Genomic DNA, 21,014 nt, shown 5'->3' with positions numbered 1-21,014 from the left:
TCGAGCACATGACCGATAACCCCCTCCTCTCCGCCGCCCGGCAGGACGAAGACCCGGACGCCGCGCTGCGGCCCAAGTCGCTGGCTGAATTCACCGGGCAGGAAGCCGCGCGCGAGAACCTGCGCGTGTTCATCGAATCCGCCAAGATGCGGCGCGAGGCGATGGACCATGTGCTGTTCTTCGGCCCGCCGGGTCTGGGCAAGACCACGCTGGCGCAGATCGTCGCGCGCGAACTCGGCGTGAACTTCCGCGCCACCTCCGGCCCGGTGATCGCCAAGGCGGGCGATCTCGCCGCACTGCTCACCAATCTGGAACACGGCGACGTCCTGTTCATCGACGAGATCCACCGTCTCAATCCCGTGGTCGAGGAAGTGCTCTATCCGGCGATGGAGGACCGCGCACTCGATCTGATCATCGGCGAGGGGCCGTCCGCCCGGTCGGTGCGGATCGACCTTCCACCCTTCACCCTGATCGGCGCGACCACGCGCCAGGGCCTGTTGCAGACCCCGCTGCGCGATCGCTTCGGCATCCCGGTGCGCCTGCAGTTCTATACCGTGGCCGAACTGGAACGCGTGGTGGCGCGCGGCGCCGGGCTGCTGGGTATCGGCATCGACCGGGAAGGCGCCGCCGAGATCGCGCGCCGCGCGCGCGGCACCCCCCGCGTCGCCGGCCGCCTGCTGCGCCGCGTGCGCGATTTCGCGCAAGTGGCGGGCGCCGACACGATCACGCGCGCCATGGCCGATTCGGCGCTCACCCGGCTGGAAGTCGATTCGCTGGGGCTGGACGCGCAGGACCGCCGCTACCTCACCATGATCGCCGACATCTACAAGGGCGGGCCGGTGGGCGTGGAAACGCTGGCCGCCGGGCTTTCGGAACCGCGCGACACGATCGAGGAAGTGATCGAGCCATACCTGATCCAGCTCGGCCTCGTCGCACGCACCGCACGCGGGCGCTGCCTCAACGATCGCGGTTGGCAGCACCTGGGGCTCACGCCGCCCACCGGTTCGCTTCCCGACCTGTTCGACAGCGGCAAATAGGCCCGCGCGCCCAATCGGGGTAACCGCCGGCCGGAATTCGGTTCCAGTTTGGGACAGAGTTAACCCCAGCATCGAAAGCGGGACGTTTTTGGGCATTTTTCATGCCCGAATCCCGGTTAACGCCATTGTCGCGGGGCGATTCATCTGCGTTGTTCGACAGGTCAGGAAGGGCGAAGCAGGCTGTTAACGCCGTCATGCTATCGGGCTTCCTCGGGGAACTAGTGAGAGCAACGATCATGTCGGTTCGGATGGCCTTGGCGAAACTTGCAGCCTGCGCGGCGGGCGGCGCCATTCTTGGTGGCGGCGCAGTGCACGTTTCAGAAGCCCCCTCCTCGGGCGAAATTCACCACGTCAAGCCGGTGAAGGTGAAGCAGGCCAAGCGCGCGCCGCGCCAGATCGCGCACCGTGCCCCGCGCGAAGTGCATCGCGCCCGCCAGATCGTGCGGACCACCACCACGCGGACCTGCGAAGCGCCCGCGCAGCAGATGGCCATGGTGCCCGTGCCCTATATGCCGCCGATGCCGCCCCAGCCGGTCAGCGGCGGTGGCGGCGTGCCGGTGGTGATCGGCGGCGGCCCGATCGGCGGTTTCGGCGGCGGCTTCTTCGGAGGTTTCTTCGGCGGCGGCGGTGGCGGCGGCAGCGTGGTCGTCTCCTCGACCAGCACCGGTTCGTCGTCCACGTCCGGCGGGTCCACCTCCACCTCGGGCGGTTCGACGTCCACCTCGGGCGGGTCCACGTCTTCGACGTCGGGTGGCGTGTCCACCTCGACCGGGGGGGTATCCACCTCCACCTCGACCGGCGGTGTCTCTACCTCCACGGGCGGCGTCTCGACCTCGACGTCGACCTCGAGCGGCAACGTCTCGACGTCCACCGGCGGCGTCAGCACCAGCTCGGGCAACGTTTCCACCTCGTCGGGCAACGTCTCGACAAGCTCGGGCAACGTCAGCACCAGCTCTTCGACCTCGACCTCGTCGGGCAACGTCTCGACCAGTTCTTCGACGTCCTCGTCGACGTCGAGCTCGACGAGTTCCTCGACGTCGTCGTCCACATCCAGCTCGACCAGTTCGTCAACCTCGTCGTCGACGTCCAGTTCGACGTCCTCTTCCTCGAACGGCAGCACCTCGTCGTCGACGTCCAGTGGCACCGAAGTGCCCGAACCGTCGATGGTCCTGCTGTTCGGCGCCGCGGCGGCCACGCTGGTCGCGCGCCGGCGCTTCGCCAGGCCCAAGGCCGCCTGACGGAATACCCCTGGACGGGAACTTTTCCCGTTGCCTCCACACGGTCCGGGAAAAGGGAAGGGCGGCCTCCGCAAGGGGAGCCGCCCTTCTTCTTGTCACAGAAAGCAGGCCCAGCGCAGCCCCGGCCTCGCAAGGAGGCCGGGAGCGGCTGGCGCGGCGGTCAGGCCGCCAGCTTGCGCAGCACGTAGTGCAGAATGCCGCCGTTCATGAAGTATTCGACTTCGTTGGCGGTATCGATGCGGCACAGCGCGGTGAAGCTGAAGGTCGATCCGTCGGGCCGGGTCACTTCCACTTCCACGTCCTGCCGCGGCTGGAGGTTGGCCACGCCCTTGATCGTGTAGGTATCGTCACCGGTGAGGCCCAGCGACTGGCGGGTCGCGCCGTCCTTGAACTGGAGCGGCAGCACGCCCATGCCGACGAGGTTAGAACGGTGGATGCGCTCGAAGCTCTCGACGATCACCGCGCGCACGCCCAGCAGGTTGGTGCCCTTGGCCGCCCAGTCGCGGCTGGAACCAGTCCCGTATTCCTTGCCCGCGATCACGACCATCGGCGTGCCGGCGGCCTTGTGCTTCATCGCCACGTCATAGACCGGCAGCACTTCGCCGTTGAACTTCGAGAAGCCGCCTTCGACGCCGGGCACCATTTCGTTCTTGATGCGGATGTTGGCGAAGGTGCCGCGCATCATCACTTCGTGGTGGCCGCGACGCGCGCCGTAGCTGTTGAAGTCCGCCTTCGAAACCTGGTGCTCCAGCAGCCACTGGCCGGCGGGGCTGTCGGCCTTGATGTTGCCGGCGGGGCTGATGTGGTCGGTGGTGATCGAATCGCCCAGCACCAGCAGCGGCTTGGCCGCTATGATGTCCTGCACCGGGGCCGGCGTCATCGACATGCCCTCGAAATAGGGCGGGTTGGCGACATAGGTCGATCCGGCGCGCCACTGGTAGGTTTCCGAACCCGTGACGTTGATCGCCTGCCAGTGCTTGTCGCCCTTGTAAACGTCGGCATAGCGGGCCTGGAACATGGCGCGGTCCATGCAGCCGGCCATCGTCGAATAGACTTCCTCGTTGGTCGGCCAGATGTCCTTGAGGAACACGTCCTGCCCGTCCTTGCCGGTGCCGATCGGGGTGGTGACGAAATCCTCGATCACCGTGCCCTTGAGCGCATAGGCCACGACGAGCGGCGGCGAGGCGAGGAAGTTGGCGCGCACGTCGGGGCTGACGCGGCCTTCGAAGTTGCGGTTGCCCGAGATCACCGCGCTGGCGACGAGGCCGTTCTCGTTGATCGCCTTGCTGATCGGATCGGCCAGCGGGCCGGAGTTGCCGATGCAGGTGGTGCAGCCGTAGCCGACGAGGTTGAAGCCGACATTGTCGAGGTGCGGCTGCAGCCCGGCGCGTTCGAGGTAGTCGGTGACGACCTGCGATCCGGGGGCAAGGCTGGTCTTGACCCACGGCTTCGGCTTGAGGCCCAGTTCGTCGGCCTTCTTGGCGACGAGACCGGCGGCCACCAGCACGCCCGGGTTCGAGGTGTTGGTGCAGCTCGTGATCGCGGCGATCACCACGTCGCCGTCACCCAGATCGAAGTCCTTGCCTTCGACCGGCACGCGCGCGTGGGCCTTCTTGTAGGTTTCGGCCATGTCCTTGTTGAACACGTCGTCCACGTCGGGCAGCGAAACACGGTCCTGCGGGCGCTTGGGGCCGGCAAGCGAAGGCACCACGGTCGACAGGTCGAGTTCGAGCGTGGACGAGAAGATCGGCTCGACCGACGGATCGATCCAGAAGCCCTGTTCCTTGGCATAGGCTTCGACCAGCGCGATCTGCGCTTCCTCGCGGCCGGTCAGGCGCAGGTAGTCCAACGTCTTTTCATCGATGCCGAAGAAACCGCAGGTCGCGCCGTATTCGGGCGCCATGTTGGCCAGCGTGGCGCGATCGGCCAGCGTCAGGCCGGCAAGGCCCGGGCCGTAGTATTCGACGAAGCGGCCGACCACACCGTGCTTGCGCAGCATGTTGGTGGCAGTCAGCACGAGGTCGGTGGCGGTCACGCCTTCCTGCAGCTGGCCGGTGAACTTGAAGCCGACCACTTCGGGGATGAGCATGGAAACCGGCTGGCCCAGCATCGCCGCTTCGGCCTCGATGCCGCCGACGCCCCAGCCCAGCACGCCCAGGCCGTTGATCATCGTGGTGTGGCTGTCGGTGCCGACGCAGGTGTCGGGATAGGCCACCGTCGCGCCGTTCTGGTCGGTGCTGGTCCACACCGTCTGCGCGATGTTCTCGAGGTTGACCTGGTGGCAGATGCCGGTGCCCGGGGGCACGGCGTAGAAGTTGTTGAGCGACTTGGAACCCCACTTGAGGAAGTCATAGCGTTCCATGTTGCGGTGGTATTCGATCTCAACGTTCTCCTCGAACGCCTTGGGATGGCCGAATTCGTCGACCATGACCGAGTGGTCGATCACGAGGTTGACCGGCACCAGCGGGTTGATCTTGCTGGTGTCGCCGCCGAGCTTGGCGATCGCGTCGCGCATCGCGGCAAGGTCAACCACGCAAGGCACGCCGGTGAAATCCTGCAGCAGCACGCGCGCCGGGCGGTACTGGATCTCGTTCGACGATTCGCTGGGATTCTTCTGCCAGTCGACCACCGCCTTCACGTCGTCGGTGGAAACGGTGAAGCCGCCGTCCTCGAAGCGCAGCAGGTTTTCCAGCAGCACCTTCATCGAGAAGGGCAGGCGGGAAATGTCCCCGAACTTCGCCGCCGCCTTGCGGAGCGAATAGTAGGCATAGTCCTTGCCGCCCACGCTCAGCGTGCTGCGGGTTCCGAGCGTATCCTGTCCGACCTGGGTCATGGCTAAGTGTCGTACCTCCTGCCGTTGGCCAAAGGCCATCCATCGGGGCATTCCCGCGACGACGCGATCGTTGCATAATCGGCGCGAAAGTGCGGTTCCGGATGACCCGAAATCGAGTGCGCGATGCGCGCTAACCGCCGCGCCGTCAAGGGTAGCCAAGGTCTAATTCGGCCAAAGCCCGGCATTACATCGGCTAATGCTTCGCAACAGCAATTCGGACGGGAACGAAGCGGGATCAAGCCGCCTGTTCCGGCGCTTTCCCGGCGGGGGCCGGCTCCGCCTTCCCGGCCCGCACGGCGATCAGGCAACCCGCCACGATAAGGGCCACGCCCGCCAGCGTGCGCAGCGTCAGCGCTTCGCCGAACATCATCCAGCCGACGATCGCGGCCCAGATGAACGCGGTATATTCCAGCGGCACCAGCACCCGCGCTTCGGCGCGCGCATAGGCCCAGGTCATCAGCATGAGCGAGGCGGTGGACAGCACCGCCGAGGTCACGATCCAGCCGAGCGCGGCCGGCGTCGGCGCCGGAGCCACCCACAACAGGCCGGGCAAGAGCACCAGCGCGGTTACCGCGTTCTGGAAGAAGGCCACCTCTTCCGGCCCCGCCAGCAGCGCCTGCCGCCGTTGCAGCACGAGATTCCAGGCGTAGAGCACGGCGGAAACAAGGATCGCGCACAGCCCCTTCACCCCTTCGGCGGAATAATGCCCGCCGAGCTTGCCCGCCACGATCACGCCCACGCCCGCCAGCGCCAGCAGCGATCCGGCCACCGCGCGCTGCCCCACACGTTCGCCCAGCCAGATCGCCGCGAGGTAGAGCGCGATCAGCGGCGCGATGAACGACAGCGCGATGCCTTCGGCCAGCGGCGTGCGCACCACGCCGTAGAAGAACAGCGTCGCCATAACGCCCGCCACCACCGCGCGCAGCGCATGGAGCCGTACCGTGGACGCCGCCGGCCAGCGTCCGCGCCGCCCCAGCCACACCGGCAGCATCAGCGCCGTTCCCGCCAGGCTGCGCAGGGCCATCGCGGCGTAGGCGCCGACGAGAATCGAGGCCTCCTTCATGAAGCCGTCCATCACGCTGAACGTGGCAAGCCCCGCGAGCGCGATCAGGATCGGAAAGGCATGAACGTGGCGGGCCATGCCCGAGGCTCCTAGGGATTATGGTTTCAAATGGAAACGCCATTCGGTCGCGCGCACCGCGGGCGGTGGCGACCGCAAGCGTTTCCGGAACCAAGCGGCACGTGGATGATTCAGGCTATGGTCAGACGCCGGGCTTGATGGAAGGGCCAAGTGCGGTGCATGAATCACTCCAGAGCCGCGCCGGCATCCCGGCGACGGCTTCACCCGATGATAGACAGGGGCTTGTACAGAATGCGTGCAAAGGGTCGGCCGATGGCTCGAACGATGATTTCCGGAACGCTGGCGGTCGCGCTGCTGGCGCAAGCCGGCGTGGCCTCCGCCGCGCAGAACGGCCCTGTCGATCTGACCACGCAGGCCCCCGCGCCCCGGCCCAGCGCGACGGCCACGCCCAATTCGGCCCCCGCGCCGGCCGCAGCGCCTTCCGCACAGGCAACCGCGCCGGGGGCTCCCGTGGTGCAGCCCGCGCCACTGCCGCCGCCGCTGGCGGAGTGGTCCGTCGCGGACGCGCAGGCGCTGCTCGCCGCGATTCGCGGGATCGGCGCCGAAGGGCTGTTTTCCCGCGATTACGAGCCCGCCGCGCTGTCCGCCGCCATCGCCAAGGGACCGGGTCCGGATCTCAACGCCCTTGCCAGCCGCCTGTTCGTCTGGCTGGCCGAAGACCTGCGCGACGGCCGCACGCCCATGACCGCGCGCATCCAGTGGTTCGCGGTCGATCCCGACCAGGACGTGCGCCCGTCCTCGGCGCTGCTGGCCGAAGCGATGGAAAAGCACGACGTGCCGGGCGTGCTCGCCTCGCTCAATCCAACGCACCCGGATTACGCCGAGCTCAAGTCCATGCTGGCCAAGGCCAAGGACCCGACGCAGATCGCCATGATCCGCGCCAACATGGACCGCTGGCGCTGGCTGGCGCACGATCTGGGCCTGCAGTACCTGATCATCAACGTGCCCGAACAGGAACTGCGGCTGACCGTGAACAACAAGGTCATCCGCAGCTATCGCGCCATCGTCGGCAAGCCGGGCAAGACCGCCACGCCGCAATTGGCCGAACAGGTCCGCAACGTGGTGTTCAACCCGACATGGACGGTGCCGCAGTCGATCGTGAAAGGGGAAGGGCTAGGCGCCAGACTGATCGGCAACCCCGCCTCCGCCCGCCGCCAGGGCTATGCCGTCAGCAAATCGGCGGACGGCACGATCACCGTGGTCCAGCAGCCGGGGCCGAACAATTCCTTGGGCCTGATGAAGCTCGACATGCCCAACGAACATGCGATCTACATCCACGACACGCCCAACCGCGCGCTGTTCAACCAGCCCAGCCGCGCGCTGTCGCACGGCTGCATCCGCGCCGAACGCGCCAGCGAGCTGGCGATGACCATGGCCATTCTCGGCGCCGACATCACGCCGGACCAGGGCGTGGAATACACGCTCTCGGGCAAGTACACCAAGGTGCCGATGACCAAGACCTTCCCGGTCTACATCACCTATTTCACCGTCGCGCGCGACGTGAACGGGCTGATGCGCAGCTTTTCGGACATCTATGGCCGCGATGCCCCGGTCTTCGCCAGCTTCGCCCAGCCGCGCCAGCTCCACACCAACCAGCGCAAGAGCAACGAGGCGGTGATCAAGCTCGACAATCCACTGTAAGGTACAGGTCGCTATAGCGTGAGGGCCGGCGGGGTTCTCTACCCGATCCCCAGCCGGTCCGCATAGAGCAGGCGGCCGCCGGAGAGGTGCCACAGGGCCTCGTTGAAATCCGCCTCGCCCATCGCGAAGCAGCCGTCGCTGCGGCCGAGCTTGCCCCATTTCGCCAGCATGTCGGTATTGGCGTACCAGGCAGGGTGCATCACGATAGCGCGGTCAAGCGCGTTGGTGTTGTCCGGGTCCACCCCGCCCAGCCGGATCGAGGTGCCGTACTTGCCCTTGTACCATTCGTAGGTGATGAACGCCCCGCGCGAGGTGGCCAGGCTGTTCGGCTCGTTCGAGAAGCGCTTGAGAAAGCCGTCGTGCTCGGGGTCCGATCCCTTGCCATGGGCGACGAGGAACGAGCGCACCTCGCCCTTTTCGAGATCGGCGAAATGCAGGCGCGGCAGCGAGGAGGGTAGCGCGAAATCGGCCACGCCCACCACGTCGGTGCGCCACAGCTGCGGGCGCACACGCTCCATCTGCTCCTTGGCCACGTCCAGAATGCGGCGGTGCTGCTCGGTCGGCGAATAGGGCTGCGCGAAGACCCTTGCCGGCGCGACGGCGGAGACGGCCGCCAAGCCCACGCCTTTCAGCACCGCACGCCGGTCGATCCCGGCTTCGTTCCCACGAGTCTTCATGCCACTACCCTGCCACATCGCGCCCTGCCCTAAGCTTAACGGCGCGAATCGTGTCCCCGTGTCAGGAATCTGACGCCTTCGCCCCGAGTCGCGCAAGCGCTTCTCCATCCACGCGCATCACGGTCCATTCGTCCATGGGCCGCGCGCCCAGCGCCTTGTAGAACCCGATGGCCGGTTCGTTCCAGTCGAGAACCCACCATTCCAGACGGGCGCAGTCGCGCTCGATCGCCAGCGCGGCCAGGTGCGCCAGCAGCGCCTTGCCCAGCCCCGCCCCGCGCGCGGCGGGCCGCACGAACAGGTCTTCCAGATAGACGCCCGGCCGCCCTTCGAAGGTTGAGAAGTTATGGAAAAACAGCGCAAAACCCTGTGCCGCGCCATCCACTTCGCCGATCACCACTTCCGCATAGGGGCGCGGGCCGAACAGCTTGGCGCCCAGCACCGCCTCGTCGAAGCGCACCTCGTGCGCCAGTTTCTCGTATTCCGCCAGTTCGCGGATGAAGGCGCCGATCAGCGGCAGGTCTTCGGGCGTCGCAGGCCGGATGGAAATGCTCATGCCCGCGCGGTTAGCGCCACGAGCGCAAAAATGGAATCGTCATTGCGAGGAGGCGATAGCCGACGAAGCAATCCAGGTCGGGCGCGGGGCGCTCTGGATTGCTTCGGCCGATGGCCTCGCAATGACGATGGCTTGCAGCGTTCTCGGCGGATTTTTCAACTTGCCGAAATCACCAGCCGGTCGCCTTCCAGCGTCACCTTGCCCAGCCGCTTCAGCGCCGACTGCCCCAGCAGGTTGACCGAAAGATCGCGCACCACCACCGCCTCGATCCCGCCGATCTCGCGCCCGTCCACGGCGAGCCGGTCGATCCGCACCACCGCGCCATAGCCCTGCCCCGAAGCCGTGCGCAGGATCGGCTGGTAGGCCGACGACGGCGGATCGATGCCCAGCCGCCGCGCGTCGTCCACGGTCAGCGCCACCATGTCCGCGCCGGTATCGACCAGGAAGCGCACCTCGCCGCCATCGACCCGGCCATAGACGTGGAACTGCCCGTCCGCGCCGCGATCGAGCACGGTCGATCCGCCGCGCACGCCGCTTTCGCGGGCATTGCCACCCCTCTCGTCGGGCGATGCGTGAAGATCGGCGACCGTCACCGCGGCCGCATCCGTCGCCCCGCTTTCCGGCCCGGACAGGTTGAACACGCCGCCTCCCTGCGCCAGCATGAGCAGCGCGGCAGTCATCCCGAGAACAAGGGCCAGCAGGCGATTCATCGCCCGCCGGTCTAGCAGCAAGAGGTTACGATAATTCCACCTACTGCGTTTCTGTCGTTTCCCAAGCATCAACGCGACTATATTCGATAAGCTGCTTCAGCAGCTTAGGCATCAGATCAATGAGTTTGTCCTCTTCAAGATAGCACTTCTCAAGTTGCTCGGTAGCATGATCATGCTTACCTTGCTCACGATACTGAGCAGAGCGCCTCGTGTGGTGTTTGACCAACAACGAACTATCGACAGCAGATTCGAGGCGTGTAACCAAATCAGCTGGAAAGAGAAGCTGCGCATCCAAGGAGAGATTATAAAAATTGCGCCACTCGTCGTCGCTCAATTCCATATTCTGAAACCACGATTGAGTGATTTCACGCATGGCCCTCACACATTCTGCACGCTTTTCAAGTAACTGAATTTTCAGATCATTTCGTGCAAGGTCGACCTGCTTTCTAGCGATCTCAACCTGTTCATATAGAATTTGGGTTTGCCTTTTACCGATGCGCCAAGCAGCGGCAACGGCCATGACACCCGCCAATATCGTGGCGAACGCTTCCCAAGTGGGAGGCAAAAGGTACCAGCTACCCCAAACCAATCAGTTCACTCCGCCGCTTCGCTGACCTTGTCGTTCGCGGCCTCGATCTCCGCCGCCTTGGCTTCCACCAGCGCGACGATGTGATCGAGCATGTCCTCGCTCTGCACATGGTGGTCGGTCACGCCCGAAAGATAGACCATGTGCTTGCCGTTGCCGCCACCGGTCAGGCCGATGTCGGTCTCGCGCGCCTCGCCGGGACCGTTGACCACGCAGCCCAGCACCGACAGCGAAAGCGGCGTCTTGATGTGCGAAAGCCGCGCTTCCAGTGCTTCCACGGTGCGGATCACATCGAAGCCCTGCCGCGCGCACGAAGGGCACGAGACGACGCGGACACCGCGCGTGCGCAGGCCCAGCGATTTCAGGATCTCGAAGCCGACGCGCACTTCCTCTTCCGGCTCGGCCGAAAGCGAGACACGCAGGGTGTCGCCGATCCCGGCCCACAGCAGGTTGCCGATGCCGATCGAGGACTTGACCGTGCCGCCGATCAGCCCGCCCGCCTCGGTGATGCCCAGATGCAGCGGGCAATCGACCGCTTCGGCCAGCCCCATGTAGGCGGCCACGGCCAGAAACACGTCGCTGGCCTTCACCGCCACCTTGTATTCGTGGAAATCGTGGTCCTGCAGCAGCTTGATGTGATCGAGCGCGGATTCGACCAGCGCTTCGGGGCAGGGTTCGCCGTACTTTTCGAGCAGGTCCTTCTCCAGGCTGCCCGCGTTCACGCCGATGCGGATGGCGCAGCCGTTGGCCTTCGCCGCGCGCACCACTTCGGCCACGCGTTCGGACGAGCCGATGTTGCCGGGGTTGATGCGCAGGCAGGCCGCGCCCGCGTCGGCCGCTTCCAGCGCGCGCTTGTAGTGGAAATGGATGTCCGCGATGATCGGGATGCGCGCCGCCTTCACAATCTTTCCGAGCGCGGCGGTGCTTTCCACATCGGGGCACGAAACGCGGATCAGGTCCGCGCCGGCATCCTCGCAGCGGCGGATCTGGTTGATCGTCGCCACCGGGTCGGAGGTCAGCGTGTTGGTCATGGTCTGGACCGTGATCGGCGCATCGCCACCGACGGGGACCGTGCCGACCATGATCTGGCGGCTCTTGCGACGCGCGATATCGCGCCATGGACGTACGGAAGACATGCGCGCCCTATACCGCCGCCCGCGCGCGCGCAAAAGCCCGCATGTGGCCCAGTCACGAAATGGGCGATGAAATTGAGGTGTGAACGCCTACAGCTTCAGCGCGAACAGCCAGTCCTCGTCGCGCTGTTCACCCACCATGAAATCCACCTCGCCCACCTTGACGAAGCCACAGCGGCCATAGAATCGCTGCGCGCCGGGGTTTTCGCTCCACACCGAAAGCTGCACCTCGTCCGCGCCCCGCGCGCGCGCCTCGTCCAGCGCCCAGTCCATCAGCCGCGCGCCAAGGCCCTGCCCCAGCACGTCGGGATCGCCGTAAAGCTGCTTCAGTTCCAGCGGGCGCGCCGCATCGGTCACGCGCGGCAGGCTGCTTGCCAGCAGCAGCTTGCAGAAGGCGAGCAGCCGCCCGGCCCCGTCCTCCACCACCGCCGTCACCATGCCCGGATCGGCCAGTTCGGCGTCGAGCTTCTGTTCGGTATGGCTGCCGTCGAGAAACGCGGCAAGGTCTTCGGGGCGATAGAGATGCCCGAACTTGGCCACGAAGGCGCGGCGGCCGAGATCGGCGAGCGCGGCGGCATCAGCGGGCGCGGCAAGGCGGACGGTCAGGGAAGACGTGCTCATCCCCCCGCCATAGAGGCAGGAGCCACGCCTTTCCAGCCTTGCCGGTTCGCGATCAGTTGCCCGCGGCGGCGACCTTGGGCGGCTTGGTGTAAGGCACGAACTTGTCCAGGCCCACGAAGCCGCGCTGGAAGTGACTGGTGCGGTCGACCAGGTGCACCGTGTCGATGCTGCACAGCTGCGAGCTGGTCAGCCGGGTGACAAGCACATCGTCGTTGTCGAGCGATTCGGCCCCCACCCGCGGCTTCTGCACATAGAGAGTGCTGCCCGCGTCATAGACGATCGCGGTCTTGTCGTAGATCTGGGTCGAACGGATGGTCGGCATGTAGATGCAGTCCACCGGCGTGCCCGCCACGCGCCCTTCCAGGGCCTTGGCAAGCTGCTGTTCGGGCGTCAGTTTCGGCTTGGCGGCATCCGCCGCCGCGCCCGTCAGCATCATGGCAACGGCGGCCAGAGCGAGACCCGTTCCGCGCGCAATTCTGTTCATGGCTTGCACGTCCTTTTTCCGGAAAAGTCGATCTTTGATCGATGGCACAATTCCCCTGAACAGGCGCTGACCGGCGCAGCGTTTAGGCGGGCAGGACCAATGCCATCCATCCTTCGCGCGTGGAGGGCTGGGTTTCCAGTTGCGGCACGTCGTCGGGCAGCGCGATCCACGGCTGCTTGCGCGATGTCCACACGTGGAACGCGGGCACAAGGTCCGGGCTATCATCGCGCGTGCCGGTGCGGATCGTAGCGATCTCGGGCCGTTCGTGGTTTATCGTGTAGAGCCGGGTCATGCAGGAACGGCACGCGACGTGCGTCACCGTCGCGCCGTGACTGCCGGTGCAGGTGCCCTCGATCGCCGCGCCTTCGGTCGCCAGGTCAGTCACCAGCACCTGCTGGTTCAGCGCAAAGGCGCTGCCCTGCCGCGTCTGGCAGCCCTTGCAATGGCAGGCATAAGGGCGGAAGCCTCGGTCCACCGCCCGCCAGCGCACCGCGCCGCAGGCGCAGCCGCCGGTTATCGCGTCGCCAATCGCCATCGCCGCTCCCCGCGTCAGCCCGTGCCGCCAACGGTCAGGCCCTCGACCAGCAGAGTCGGCTGGCCGACGCCGGCCGGCACGCTCTGCCCGCCCTTGCCGCACACGCCCACGCCCTCGTCAAGCGCCAGATCGTTGCCGATGCCGATGACCTTGGTCAGGCAGGTGGGGCCATCGCCGATCAGCGTCGCGCCCTTGATTGGCGCGCCCAGCTTCCCGTTCTCGATGCGATAGGCTTCGGTGCAGGAAAACACGAACTTGCCGCTGGTGATGTCCACCTGCCCGCCGCCGAAGCTCTTGGCGAAAATGCCGTTCTTCACGCGCGACAGCAGTTCGGCGGGATCGTCGTTGCCGCTGCGCATAAAGGTGTTCGTCATGCGCGGCATCGGCGCGTGGGCATAGGATTCGCGGCGGCCGTTGCCGGTGGGGGCCACGCCCATCAGCCGGGCGTTGAGCCGGTCCTGGATATAGCCCTTGAGGATGCCGTCCTCGATCAGCACGTTTTCCTGCGTGGGCGTGCCTTCGTCATCGATGCTGAGCGAGCCGCGCCGCCCCGCGCCACCCACGCCCAGCAGCGTGCCGTCGTCGATCACCGTCACGCCGGGCGCGGCCACGCGCTGGCCGATCCGGCCGGAAAAGGCGCTGGTGCCCTTGCGGTTGAAATCGCCTTCGAGGCCGTGGCCCACCGCCTCGTGCAGCAGCACGCCGGGCCAGCCGGGGCCGAGCAGCACGGTCATTTCGCCCGCCGGCGCGGCGACCGATTCCAGGTTGGTCAGCGCCTGCGCCAGCGCGCTGTCGATCGCGCGGTTCCACGTCTCGGGCGCGAACAGATCGTCGTAGAGCCGCCGTCCGCCGATGCCGAAGCTGCCGGTTTCGCGCCGCCCGTCCTGCTCGGCCACGATCGAGACGTTGAGCCGCACCAGCGGCCGTACGTCATGCGCGACGAAGCCATCCGCGCGGACGATCTCGACCACCGACCAGCTTCCGGCGAGCGAAGCCGAAACCTGCGCCACGCGCGGATCGCGGGCGCGGGCCGCGGCATCGATCTGTTCGAGCAGCCGCACCTTGGCCTCGAACGGCACGGCATCGAGCGGCGAAGCGTCAGTGTAGAGGTGGCGGTTGCTGCTGCGCGGCGGCGCGGCGGCGCTGCCTTTCGCCGGATCGAGCAGCTTCAGTGTCTCGCCCGCGCGGGCAATGGCGGCGGCGGAAATCTCGTTGGCGTGGGCAAAACCCGTCATCTCGCCCGAAACGCCGCGCAGACCGAAGCCCGCATCGCGCGAATAGTCAGCCGTTTTCAGCCGCCCGTCATCGAAGCCGAAGCTCTCGCTGGCGATGAACTGGAGATAGAGTTCCCCATCGTCACACGCGGCCAGCGCATCGCGCGTCAGGCGCAGGGCATCGTCGGGCGTCAGCGCGCCGGAACGGTAAAGAAGCGAGCGGGTGTCGGAAAAGTCGGTCATCGCCTCTTGATATAGGAGGCGAAACGCGCCCGCGCTACTCGGGAAAGATCAGGCCGCCTGTGCGCTATCCGCCAGGCCGCCCTTCAGCACGAAGCGCTTGTCGCAATAGCCGCAATCGACATAGCCGCGCTCGTCGATTTCCAGCCAGACGCGGGGATGGCCGAGCGCCGAGGGCTTGAACGCGGCGCCGCCGCGAATGTCGCCCGCACCGTCGCAGCTGACGCGGTGGGACGTGGTGAAAACGGTTTCGGGGGCCTTGCTCATGGCCGCGCTATAGCGGGGAAGCGGCGGCGATTCCAGACCGCGCGTGGACAAGGGCGGGACATCCTTTGGTCCGGGGTCGCGGTGCATTGGCCCTTTACCCGGCGCGGTTCGTGCCTAAATAGCATAGCCTATGGATTCCACACCCACGGTTCCGCCCGCGATCCGCATCCGCGACCTCGTCAAGCAATACGCCGCCTCAGGCAAGGCTCCGGGCAAGCTGGCCCTGCAGGGCGTGAGCTTCGACGTGCCGCAGGGCCAGATCTTCGGCCTGCTCGGCCCCAACGGCGCGGGCAAGTCCACGCTGATCAACACGCTTGCCGGGCTGGTGATGAAGACCTCGGGCAGCGTCGAGATCTGGGGCCACGACATCGATCGCGACCGGCGCAACGCCAAGGCATCGATCGGCATCGTGCCGCAGGAAATCGTGTTCGACCCGTTTTTCACCCCGATCGAGGTGCTGGAGAATCAGGCCGGGCTCTATGGCGTGCCCAAGGCGCTGCGCCGATCGATGGACCTGCTGCGCGCGGTTCATCTGGAAGACAAGGCCAAGGCCTATGCCCGCACGCTTTCGGGGGGGATGAAGCGCCGGCTGCTGATCGCCAAGGCACTGGTCCACAATCCGCCGATCATCGTGCTCGACGAGCCGACCGCCGGCGTGGACGTGGAACTGCGCCGCCAGCTCTGGGAACTGGTCTCGCACCTCAACAAGGAAGAAGGCGTTACCGTCGTCCTGACCACGCACTATCTCGAAGAGGCCGAGGAACTGTGCGAGCGCATCGCCATCATCAACCACGGCCAGCTCATCGCCAACAAGCCGACGCGCGAACTGGTCGACATGGCACGCGAGAAGATCGTGGTGCTGACGCTCGACCGGGACGTTCCCGCCGCACCGCAGCATCCGGCCTTCCGCAAGAGCGTGATTTCGGGTGAACGACAAGTCGAGGTCACGTACGACAAGGACCAGATGAATGCCGGCGAAGTGCTCGCCCTGGTGCAGGGACAGGGCTACGCAATCGTCGACGTCTCCACGCGCGAAGCCGATCTCGAGGACGTGTTCGTCTCGCTCACCAGCGAACCCGCGCAGGCTGCCTGAACGCCCGCAAGCGAAGCCATCCCGGATTTTGCACTTGCGAAATTGAACAAACGCGGCCCTCCCTGCCCCGCCGCGCCGGCCAGTTCGCGCTTTTCAAACGGCTTCGCGCGCGGCAAAGCGCGCGCGTGACAGAATCCTTGCAGACCCGCGGGCGGCGTGCAGCGGCCACGGATCGCGCAGAACAGGGCATGGCGCGGGCCATGACGGAAGGCAGCAGGCAGTGAGCCACGACGTCCTGATCATCGGTTCCGGCGCGGCCGGACTCACCGCCGCGCTGGTGCTGGCGGAAAAGTGCCGCGTCCTCGTCCTCGCCAAGGGCGCGCTCGATGGTGGATCGACGGCGTGGGCACAGGGCGGCATTGCCGCCGTGCTCGACGAGGGCGATACCTTCGAGGACCATATCCGCGACACGATGGTCGCCGGGGCAGGACTGAACCGGCACGAGACGGTCGAATTCGTGATCGAGCACGCGCCCGAGGCGATCCGCCGGCTGGTCGATCTGGGCGTGCCCTTCAATGCCGAGGCCGGCGCGCTCCATCTCACGCGCGAAGGCGGGCATTCGCACCGGCGTATCGTCCACGTCGACGATGCCACGGGCGCGGCGGTGCAGAAGGCGCTGTTGCAGGCGGCGCGCGAACACCCCAACATCACGCTGCTGCCGGGGCAGACCTGCATCGATCTGATCACCGGGCGGCACGAACAGGCGCGCTATTCCGGATCGGGCCGGGTCTGGGGCGTCTATGCGCTCGACGAGGCCAGCGGCACGGTGGAAGCGCACACCGCGCGCGCCACGATCCTCGCCACCGGCGGCGCCGGCCGCGTCTATCAGTTCTCCACCGCCCCGCGCGGCGCGACCGGCGACGGCATCGCGATGGCCTGGCGCGCCGGCGCGCGCGTCTCCAACATGGAGATGATGCAGTTCCACCCCACCTGCCTCTATCACCTGGAGGTCAAGAACTTCCTGATTACCGAGGCGGTGCGTGGCGAAGGCGGGCGGCTGATCAATCCGCGCACCGGCAAGCGCTTCATGGAATTCTACGACGCCGAACGGCTCGAACTCGCCCCGCGCGACATCGTGGCGCGGGCGATCGATTCGGAAATCAAGCGCTTCGGCCTCGATTTCGTGCATCTCGACATCAGCCACATGCCGGCCGGCTTCGTGCGCAGCCACTTTCCCAACATCTACGAGAAGCTGCTGGGCCTCGGCATCGACATGACGAAGCAGCCGATCCCGGTGGTGCCCGCGCAGCACTATACCTGCGGCGGCATCCTCATCGACCTGGCTGGCCGCACCGACCTGCCCGGTCTCTACGCGGCGGGCGAATGCACCGAAAGCGGGTTGCACGGCGCCAACCGCCTCGCCTCCAATTCGCTGCTCGAATGCTTCGTGTTCGGCGATGCCGCCGCGCGCGACATCCTCGCGCGCTGGGATAGCTTCGACGCGCCCCCCGCCGTCCGCCCGTGGGACGAAAGCCGCGTGACCGATTCCGACGAGGAAGTCGTCATCAAGCAGAACTGGACCGAGATCCGCCGCTTCATGTGGAACTACGTGGGCATCGTGCGCACCGACAAGCGGCTCGAACGCGCCGCGCACCGCATCAAGATGCTGGAGGACGAGGTCAACGACTACTACGGCCACTTTCGCGTCTCGACCGACCTGATCGAGCTGCGCAACCTGCTGCAGAGCGCGGACCTCATCGTCCGGTCGGCCCGCGCCCGGCACGAAAGCCGGGGCCTGCACTACAATCTCGACTATCCGCAGACCGACGATGCCGCGCGCGATACCGTGCTGACGCCGCGCTGAGCCCCGGTCTCGGGAGTCAGGCCCCGCGCATCAGGCCATGACGTTGAACAGCGTGCCGGGCTGGAGCGAGGCCAGATAGTCCTGCGCCTTCTGCTCGTCACTCTTGCCCGCCTTGGCGCCCGACGCCGCATTGGCAGAGCCGGTATCCGGGTCGGTCGTCACGCTGGTCTGAGTCTCGGTGGTGCCGTCGCTGTAGGTGATGACGGTGGTCATGATCCCGCCCGCCACCGTTTCCACGCGCGAGACTTCGGTCTTGGTGTCGCCCCCACCGCCCCCATCATGACCACCGGCCGGTCGCGCCGAACCGGCCGCCGCTGCCTTGACCGAGGCTGCTCCACTGGCGTCGGTGGAAGCGCTTGCGCCGGAAGCGGCTCCCTCGATCTGGTCGAGCGCCTTGCCGACCGCCTCAGCATCCTTCGCGGTCAACTTGCCCTCGCAAGGACGGGCCGAAACGGCGGATTTCTAATATTTTTCGCTATATTTCACCGCGTTGCACACCCTGTCCGGATGCTGCGCGATGTAGCGTCAAAACCTCGATTCCTCGCCCCGATGGACGACCTCCTAGTCCAGATTCGGCCGCAGCCAGCGCTCCGCCGTGGCCAGGTCCATCCCGCGCCGGCCGGCGTAGTCTTCCAGCTGGTCGCGCCCGATGGTGGCGACGCCGAAGTACTGGCTTTCCGGATGGGCGAAATAGAAGCCCGAAACCGCCGCGGTGGGCAGCATCGCCTGGCTCTCCGTCAGCACGATCCCAGCGTTCTCCTGCGCGCCCAGCAGATCGAACAGGATCGGCTTGAGGCTGTGATCCGGGCAGGCCGGATAGCCGGGCGCGGGACGGATGCCGCGGTACTGCTCGCGGATCAGCGCCTCGTTGGTGAGCTGTTCGCCCGGCGCATAGGCCCACAGCGTGGTGCGCACGTGCTGGTGCAGGCGTTCGGCGAAAGCTTCGGCGAAGCGATCAGCCAGCGCTTTCAGCAGGATGTCCGAATAGTCGTCGTGCGCGGCCTTGAAACGCTCCAGATGCGGTTCGATGCCGTGGATGCCGACGGCGAAGCCGCCGATCCAGTCCCCCGCCGGATCGATGAAATCGGCCAGACAGAAGTTCGCCCGACCCCGGCTCTTGATGAATTGCTGGCGCAGGAACGGCAGGCGCACCGACCGTTCGTCGTCATCGGGATGCAGCACCACGTCGTCGCCATGGCGGGCGCAGGGCCAGAACCCGGCGACAGCCCGCGCCGTCAGCCATTTTTCGGCGACAATCGTGTCGAGCATGGCGCGGGCATCGGCGTAAAGATTGCGCGCGCTTTCGCCCACCACCGCGTCGTCGAGGATCGCGGGATAGGTGCCCGCGAGCTCCCAGGCGCGGAAAAACGGCGTCCAGTCGAAACAGTCGACCAGATCGGCCAGATCCCATTCGGGAAATACGTGCAGGCCGGGCTGTTCGGGCGGCGGCGCCTTTTCCGAGAAATCGGGGGCGAAGGCGTTGTCGCGCGCGTCGGCCAGCGGCAGCAGCTTCGATGCGCCCTTGCCCGCACGCGCATCGCGCACGTGCTGGTAATCGGCGGCGGTCGTCTTCACGAAACCATCGTGCTGCGTGTCCGACAGGAGCTGCGAGGCAACTCCTACTGCGCGGCTGGCGTCGAGCACGTGGACCACCGGGCCGTCATAGGCCGGATCGATGCGCAGCGCGGTGTGGACCTTGCTGGTGGTGGCCCCGCCGATCAGCAGCGGGATGGTCATGCCGGCGCGCTGCATTTCCTCGGCCACGGTCACCATCTCGTCGAGCGAGGGCGTAATCAGGCCCGAAAGGCCTATGATGTCGGCCTCGTTCTCGTTGGCGGCCTGCAGGATCGACGCCCACGGCACCATCACGCCCAGGTCGATCACCTCGTAGCCGTTGCACTGAAGCACAACGCCGACGATGTTCTTGCCGATGTCGTGCACGTCGCCCTTCACGGTGGCCATGACGATGCGGCCCTTGGCCTTGGCACCGGCTTCCTTCTCCGCCTCGATGAACGGGATCAGGTGCGCCACCGCCTTCTTCATCACGCGCGCGGACTTGACCACCTGCGGCAGGAACATCTTGCCCGATCCGAACAGGTCGCCAACGGTGTTCATGCCTTCCATCAGCGGGCCTTCGATCACCTCGATCGGGCGGCCGTTGCGGGCGGCGATTTGCTGGCGCGCTTCCTCGGTATCGTCGACGATATGGGCGTCTATGCCCTTGACCAGCGCGTGCTCCAGCCGGCGCACGACATCCCAGCCGCGCCATTCCTCGGCCGCCTTTTCGGCCGCCTTGTCCTGCCCCTTGTAGCTTTCCGCCAGGTCGATCAGCCGCTCGGTCGCATCCGCCCGGCGCATCAGCAGCACGTCCTCGCAGGCTTCGCGCAGCACGGGATCGATCTGGTCATAGATGTCGAGCTGGCCGGCGTTGACGATCGCCATGTCCATGCCCGCCGGAATGGCGTGGTAGAGGAACACCGAATGCATCGCGCGGCGCACCGTCTCGTTGCCGCGGAACGAGAACGACAGGTTGGACAGGCCGCCGGAGATGTGGACGTGCGGGCAGGCCGCCTTGATCTCGCGCGTGGCCTCGATGAAATCGAGCGCGTAGCGGTCGTGCTCCTCGATGCCCGTGGCGACGGCGAAGACGTTGGGATCGAACACGATGTCTTCGGGCGGGAAGCCGATACCGGTCAGCAGCGTGTAGGCGCGGCTGCAGATTTCGACCTTGCGCTCCTTGGTGTCGGCCTGCCCCTTCTCGTCGAAGGCCATCACCACCACGGCCGCGCCATAGTCCATGCATTTGCGCGCGTGGGCAAGGAAGGCTTCCTCGCCTTCCTTCATCGAGATCGAATTGACGATCGGCTTGCCCGAGACGCACTTGAGGCCCGCCTCGATCACCTCCCACTTGGAGCTGTCGATCATCACCGGCACGCGCGCGATATCGGGTTCGGCGGCGATCAGCTTGAGGAACGTGGTCATCGCCTCGACCGCGTCGAGCAGGCCCTCGTCCATGTTGACGTCGATCACCTGCGCGCCGTTCTCGACCTGCTGGCGCGCGACTTCCACCGCCTTCGCGTAGTCCCCCGCGAGGATCAGCTTCTTGAACGCGGCGGAGCCGGTAACGTTGGTGCGCTCGCCGACGTTGACGAAACGGGAAGAGGCTTGGCTAGTCATCTGATGCTCCCCCCTCCCGCATGCGGGAAG

General features: G+C 66.4%; 20 protein-coding genes. 5 read left to right on the top strand and 15 right to left on the bottom strand.

Going from position 1 to position 21,014, the window contains the following annotated elements; all coding sequences use genetic code 11:
* Positions 1–8: 8 nt before the first annotated feature.
* Complete coding sequence (gene ruvB, locus FA702_RS13125; protein WP_136956504.1) at positions 9–1,037, top strand: Holliday junction branch migration DNA helicase RuvB; 1,029 nt, start codon at positions 9–11, stop codon at positions 1,035–1,037.
* 343 nt (positions 1,038–1,380) lie between these two features.
* Here ruvB and FA702_RS23225 read toward each other — a convergent pair whose 3' ends face one another.
* Positions 1,381–1,530 carry a hypothetical protein gene (locus FA702_RS23225; protein WP_255504568.1) on the bottom strand — a complete coding sequence of 50 codons (150 nt, stop codon included), beginning with the start codon at positions 1,528–1,530 and terminating at the stop codon, positions 1,381–1,383.
* On the opposite strand from FA702_RS23225, the gene FA702_RS23550 reads away from it, so the two are divergent.
* Positions 1,523–2,275 (top strand): PEP-CTERM sorting domain-containing protein, encoded by a 753-nt coding sequence (locus FA702_RS23550; protein ID WP_370385513.1) that lies wholly within the window; start codon positions 1,523–1,525, stop codon positions 2,273–2,275. The two genes, FA702_RS23225 and FA702_RS23550, sit on opposite strands and share 8 nt — an antisense overlap.
* Before the next feature lie 160 nt (positions 2,276–2,435).
* Here the strand turns inward: FA702_RS23550 and acnA are convergent, their stop codons facing one another.
* Both acnA and FA702_RS13110 read right to left on the bottom strand, forming a co-directional pair.
* Positions 2,436–5,108, bottom strand: coding sequence for an aconitate hydratase AcnA (gene acnA, locus FA702_RS13115; protein ID WP_136956502.1), 2,673 nt, complete (start codon positions 5,106–5,108; stop codon positions 2,436–2,438).
* A gap of 235 nt (positions 5,109–5,343) precedes the next feature.
* A complete protein-coding gene (locus FA702_RS13110) occupies positions 5,344–6,249 on the bottom strand; it encodes a DMT family transporter (protein WP_136956501.1) in 906 nt (301 codons plus the stop codon).
* 252 nt (positions 6,250–6,501) lie between these two features.
* Here FA702_RS13110 and FA702_RS13105 point away from each other — a divergent pair, with 252 nt between their 5' ends.
* Positions 6,502–7,890: a L,D-transpeptidase family protein gene (locus FA702_RS13105; RefSeq protein WP_136956500.1), complete on the top strand. Its 1,389-nt coding sequence runs from the start codon at positions 6,502–6,504 to the stop codon at positions 7,888–7,890.
* Between the two features lie 38 nt (positions 7,891–7,928).
* On the opposite strand, the gene FA702_RS13100 is transcribed toward FA702_RS13105, so the two are convergent.
* The 10 genes from FA702_RS13100 to FA702_RS13055 form a co-directional block, all read right to left on the bottom strand.
* Complete coding sequence (locus tag FA702_RS13100; protein ID WP_136956499.1) at positions 7,929–8,567, bottom strand: murein L,D-transpeptidase catalytic domain-containing protein; 639 nt, start codon at positions 8,565–8,567, stop codon at positions 7,929–7,931.
* Between the two features lie 61 nt (positions 8,568–8,628).
* The gene (locus tag FA702_RS13095; RefSeq protein ID WP_124808192.1) at positions 8,629–9,120 is read right to left on the bottom strand and encodes a GNAT family N-acetyltransferase; all 492 of its coding nucleotides are present in this window, start codon (positions 9,118–9,120) and stop codon (positions 8,629–8,631) included.
* Between the two features lie 155 nt (positions 9,121–9,275).
* Complete coding sequence (locus FA702_RS13090; RefSeq protein WP_168196062.1) at positions 9,276–9,830, bottom strand: TIGR02281 family clan AA aspartic protease; 555 nt, start codon at positions 9,828–9,830, stop codon at positions 9,276–9,278.
* A 40-nt stretch (positions 9,831–9,870) separates the two neighbouring features.
* Positions 9,871–10,350 (bottom strand): hypothetical protein, encoded by a 480-nt coding sequence (locus FA702_RS13085; RefSeq protein WP_136956497.1) that lies wholly within the window; start codon positions 10,348–10,350, stop codon positions 9,871–9,873.
* Between the two features lie 74 nt (positions 10,351–10,424).
* A complete protein-coding gene (gene ispG, locus FA702_RS13080; RefSeq protein ID WP_124808190.1) occupies positions 10,425–11,552 on the bottom strand; it encodes a flavodoxin-dependent (E)-4-hydroxy-3-methylbut-2-enyl-diphosphate synthase in 1,128 nt (375 codons plus the stop codon).
* An 87-nt stretch (positions 11,553–11,639) separates the two neighbouring features.
* Positions 11,640–12,170: a GNAT family N-acetyltransferase gene (locus tag FA702_RS13075; RefSeq protein WP_255504566.1), complete on the bottom strand. Its 531-nt coding sequence runs from the start codon at positions 12,168–12,170 to the stop codon at positions 11,640–11,642.
* A gap of 52 nt (positions 12,171–12,222) precedes the next feature.
* Positions 12,223–12,654: a hypothetical protein gene (locus tag FA702_RS13070; RefSeq protein WP_370385471.1), complete on the bottom strand. Its 432-nt coding sequence runs from the start codon at positions 12,652–12,654 to the stop codon at positions 12,223–12,225.
* A gap of 82 nt (positions 12,655–12,736) precedes the next feature.
* Positions 12,737–13,189, bottom strand: a complete 453-nt coding sequence (locus FA702_RS13065) for a GFA family protein (protein WP_136956496.1) — start codon at positions 13,187–13,189, stop codon at positions 12,737–12,739.
* Between the two features lie 14 nt (positions 13,190–13,203).
* Entirely contained in the window at positions 13,204–14,646 is a 1,443-nt protein-coding gene (gene tldD, locus FA702_RS13060) for a metalloprotease TldD (protein ID WP_136956495.1), read from the bottom strand.
* 48 nt (positions 14,647–14,694) lie between these two features.
* Positions 14,695–14,910, bottom strand: a complete 216-nt coding sequence (locus FA702_RS13055; RefSeq protein WP_136956494.1) for a zinc-finger domain-containing protein — start codon at positions 14,908–14,910, stop codon at positions 14,695–14,697.
* Between the two features lie 130 nt (positions 14,911–15,040).
* Between FA702_RS13055 and FA702_RS13050 the strand changes: the two genes are divergently transcribed.
* Both FA702_RS13050 and nadB read left to right on the top strand, forming a co-directional pair.
* A complete protein-coding gene (locus FA702_RS13050) occupies positions 15,041–16,003 on the top strand; it encodes an ABC transporter ATP-binding protein (RefSeq protein WP_124808186.1) in 963 nt (320 codons plus the stop codon).
* A gap of 220 nt (positions 16,004–16,223) precedes the next feature.
* The gene (gene nadB, locus FA702_RS13045) at positions 16,224–17,807 is read left to right on the top strand and encodes an L-aspartate oxidase (RefSeq protein WP_136956493.1); all 1,584 of its coding nucleotides are present in this window, start codon (positions 16,224–16,226) and stop codon (positions 17,805–17,807) included.
* A gap of 30 nt (positions 17,808–17,837) precedes the next feature.
* Here the strand turns inward: nadB and FA702_RS13040 are convergent, their stop codons facing one another.
* Together FA702_RS13040 and metH are read right to left on the bottom strand one after the other, a co-directional pair.
* On the bottom strand, positions 17,838–18,233 hold the full coding sequence (locus FA702_RS13040; RefSeq protein ID WP_136956492.1) for a hypothetical protein: 396 nt from the start codon (positions 18,231–18,233) through the stop codon (positions 17,838–17,840).
* Between the two features lie 135 nt (positions 18,234–18,368).
* Positions 18,369–20,984 (bottom strand): methionine synthase, encoded by a 2,616-nt coding sequence (gene metH, locus FA702_RS13035; RefSeq protein WP_136956491.1) that lies wholly within the window; start codon positions 20,982–20,984, stop codon positions 18,369–18,371.
* Positions 20,985–21,014 lie beyond the last annotated feature (30 nt).

Origin of the sequence: Novosphingobium sp. EMRT-2 (genome assembly GCF_005145025.1) — a bacterium.
GTDB lineage: Bacteria > Pseudomonadota > Alphaproteobacteria > Sphingomonadales > Sphingomonadaceae > Novosphingobium.
This window is presented reverse-complemented; position numbering and strand designations above follow the sequence as displayed.

Coding starts and splice junctions, on each gene's coding strand:
- FA702_RS13085 (WP_136956497.1), bottom strand. CDS start 10,350: ATGGCCGTTGCCGCTGCTTGGCGCATCGGTAAAAGGCAAACCCAAATT.
- FA702_RS13065 (WP_136956496.1), bottom strand. CDS start 13,189: ATGGCGATTGGCGACGCGATAACCGGCGGCTGCGCCTGCGGCGCGGTG.
- FA702_RS13070 (WP_370385471.1), bottom strand. CDS start 12,654: ATGAACAGAATTGCGCGCGGAACGGGTCTCGCTCTGGCCGCCGTTGCC.
- metH (WP_136956491.1), bottom strand. CDS start 20,984: ATGACTAGCCAAGCCTCTTCCCGTTTCGTCAACGTCGGCGAGCGCACC.
- acnA (WP_136956502.1), bottom strand. CDS start 5,108: ATGACCCAGGTCGGACAGGATACGCTCGGAACCCGCAGCACGCTGAGC.
- ispG (WP_124808190.1), bottom strand. CDS start 11,552: ATGTCTTCCGTACGTCCATGGCGCGATATCGCGCGTCGCAAGAGCCGC.
- FA702_RS13095 (WP_124808192.1), bottom strand. CDS start 9,120: ATGAGCATTTCCATCCGGCCTGCGACGCCCGAAGACCTGCCGCTGATC.
- ruvB (WP_136956504.1), top strand. CDS start 9: ATGACCGATAACCCCCTCCTCTCCGCCGCCCGGCAGGACGAAGACCCG.
- FA702_RS13110 (WP_136956501.1), bottom strand. CDS start 6,249: ATGGCCCGCCACGTTCATGCCTTTCCGATCCTGATCGCGCTCGCGGGG.
- FA702_RS23550 (WP_370385513.1), top strand. CDS start 1,523: ATGGCCATGGTGCCCGTGCCCTATATGCCGCCGATGCCGCCCCAGCCG.
- FA702_RS13050 (WP_124808186.1), top strand. CDS start 15,041: ATGGATTCCACACCCACGGTTCCGCCCGCGATCCGCATCCGCGACCTC.
- FA702_RS23225 (WP_255504568.1), bottom strand. CDS start 1,530: ATGGCCATCTGCTGCGCGGGCGCTTCGCAGGTCCGCGTGGTGGTGGTC.
- FA702_RS13105 (WP_136956500.1), top strand. CDS start 6,502: ATGGCTCGAACGATGATTTCCGGAACGCTGGCGGTCGCGCTGCTGGCG.
- FA702_RS13055 (WP_136956494.1), bottom strand. CDS start 14,910: ATGAGCAAGGCCCCCGAAACCGTTTTCACCACGTCCCACCGCGTCAGC.
- FA702_RS13090 (WP_168196062.1), bottom strand. CDS start 9,830: ATGAATCGCCTGCTGGCCCTTGTTCTCGGGATGACTGCCGCGCTGCTC.
- tldD (WP_136956495.1), bottom strand. CDS start 14,646: ATGACCGACTTTTCCGACACCCGCTCGCTTCTTTACCGTTCCGGCGCG.
- FA702_RS13100 (WP_136956499.1), bottom strand. CDS start 8,567: ATGAAGACTCGTGGGAACGAAGCCGGGATCGACCGGCGTGCGGTGCTG.
- FA702_RS13075 (WP_255504566.1), bottom strand. CDS start 12,170: ATGAGCACGTCTTCCCTGACCGTCCGCCTTGCCGCGCCCGCTGATGCC.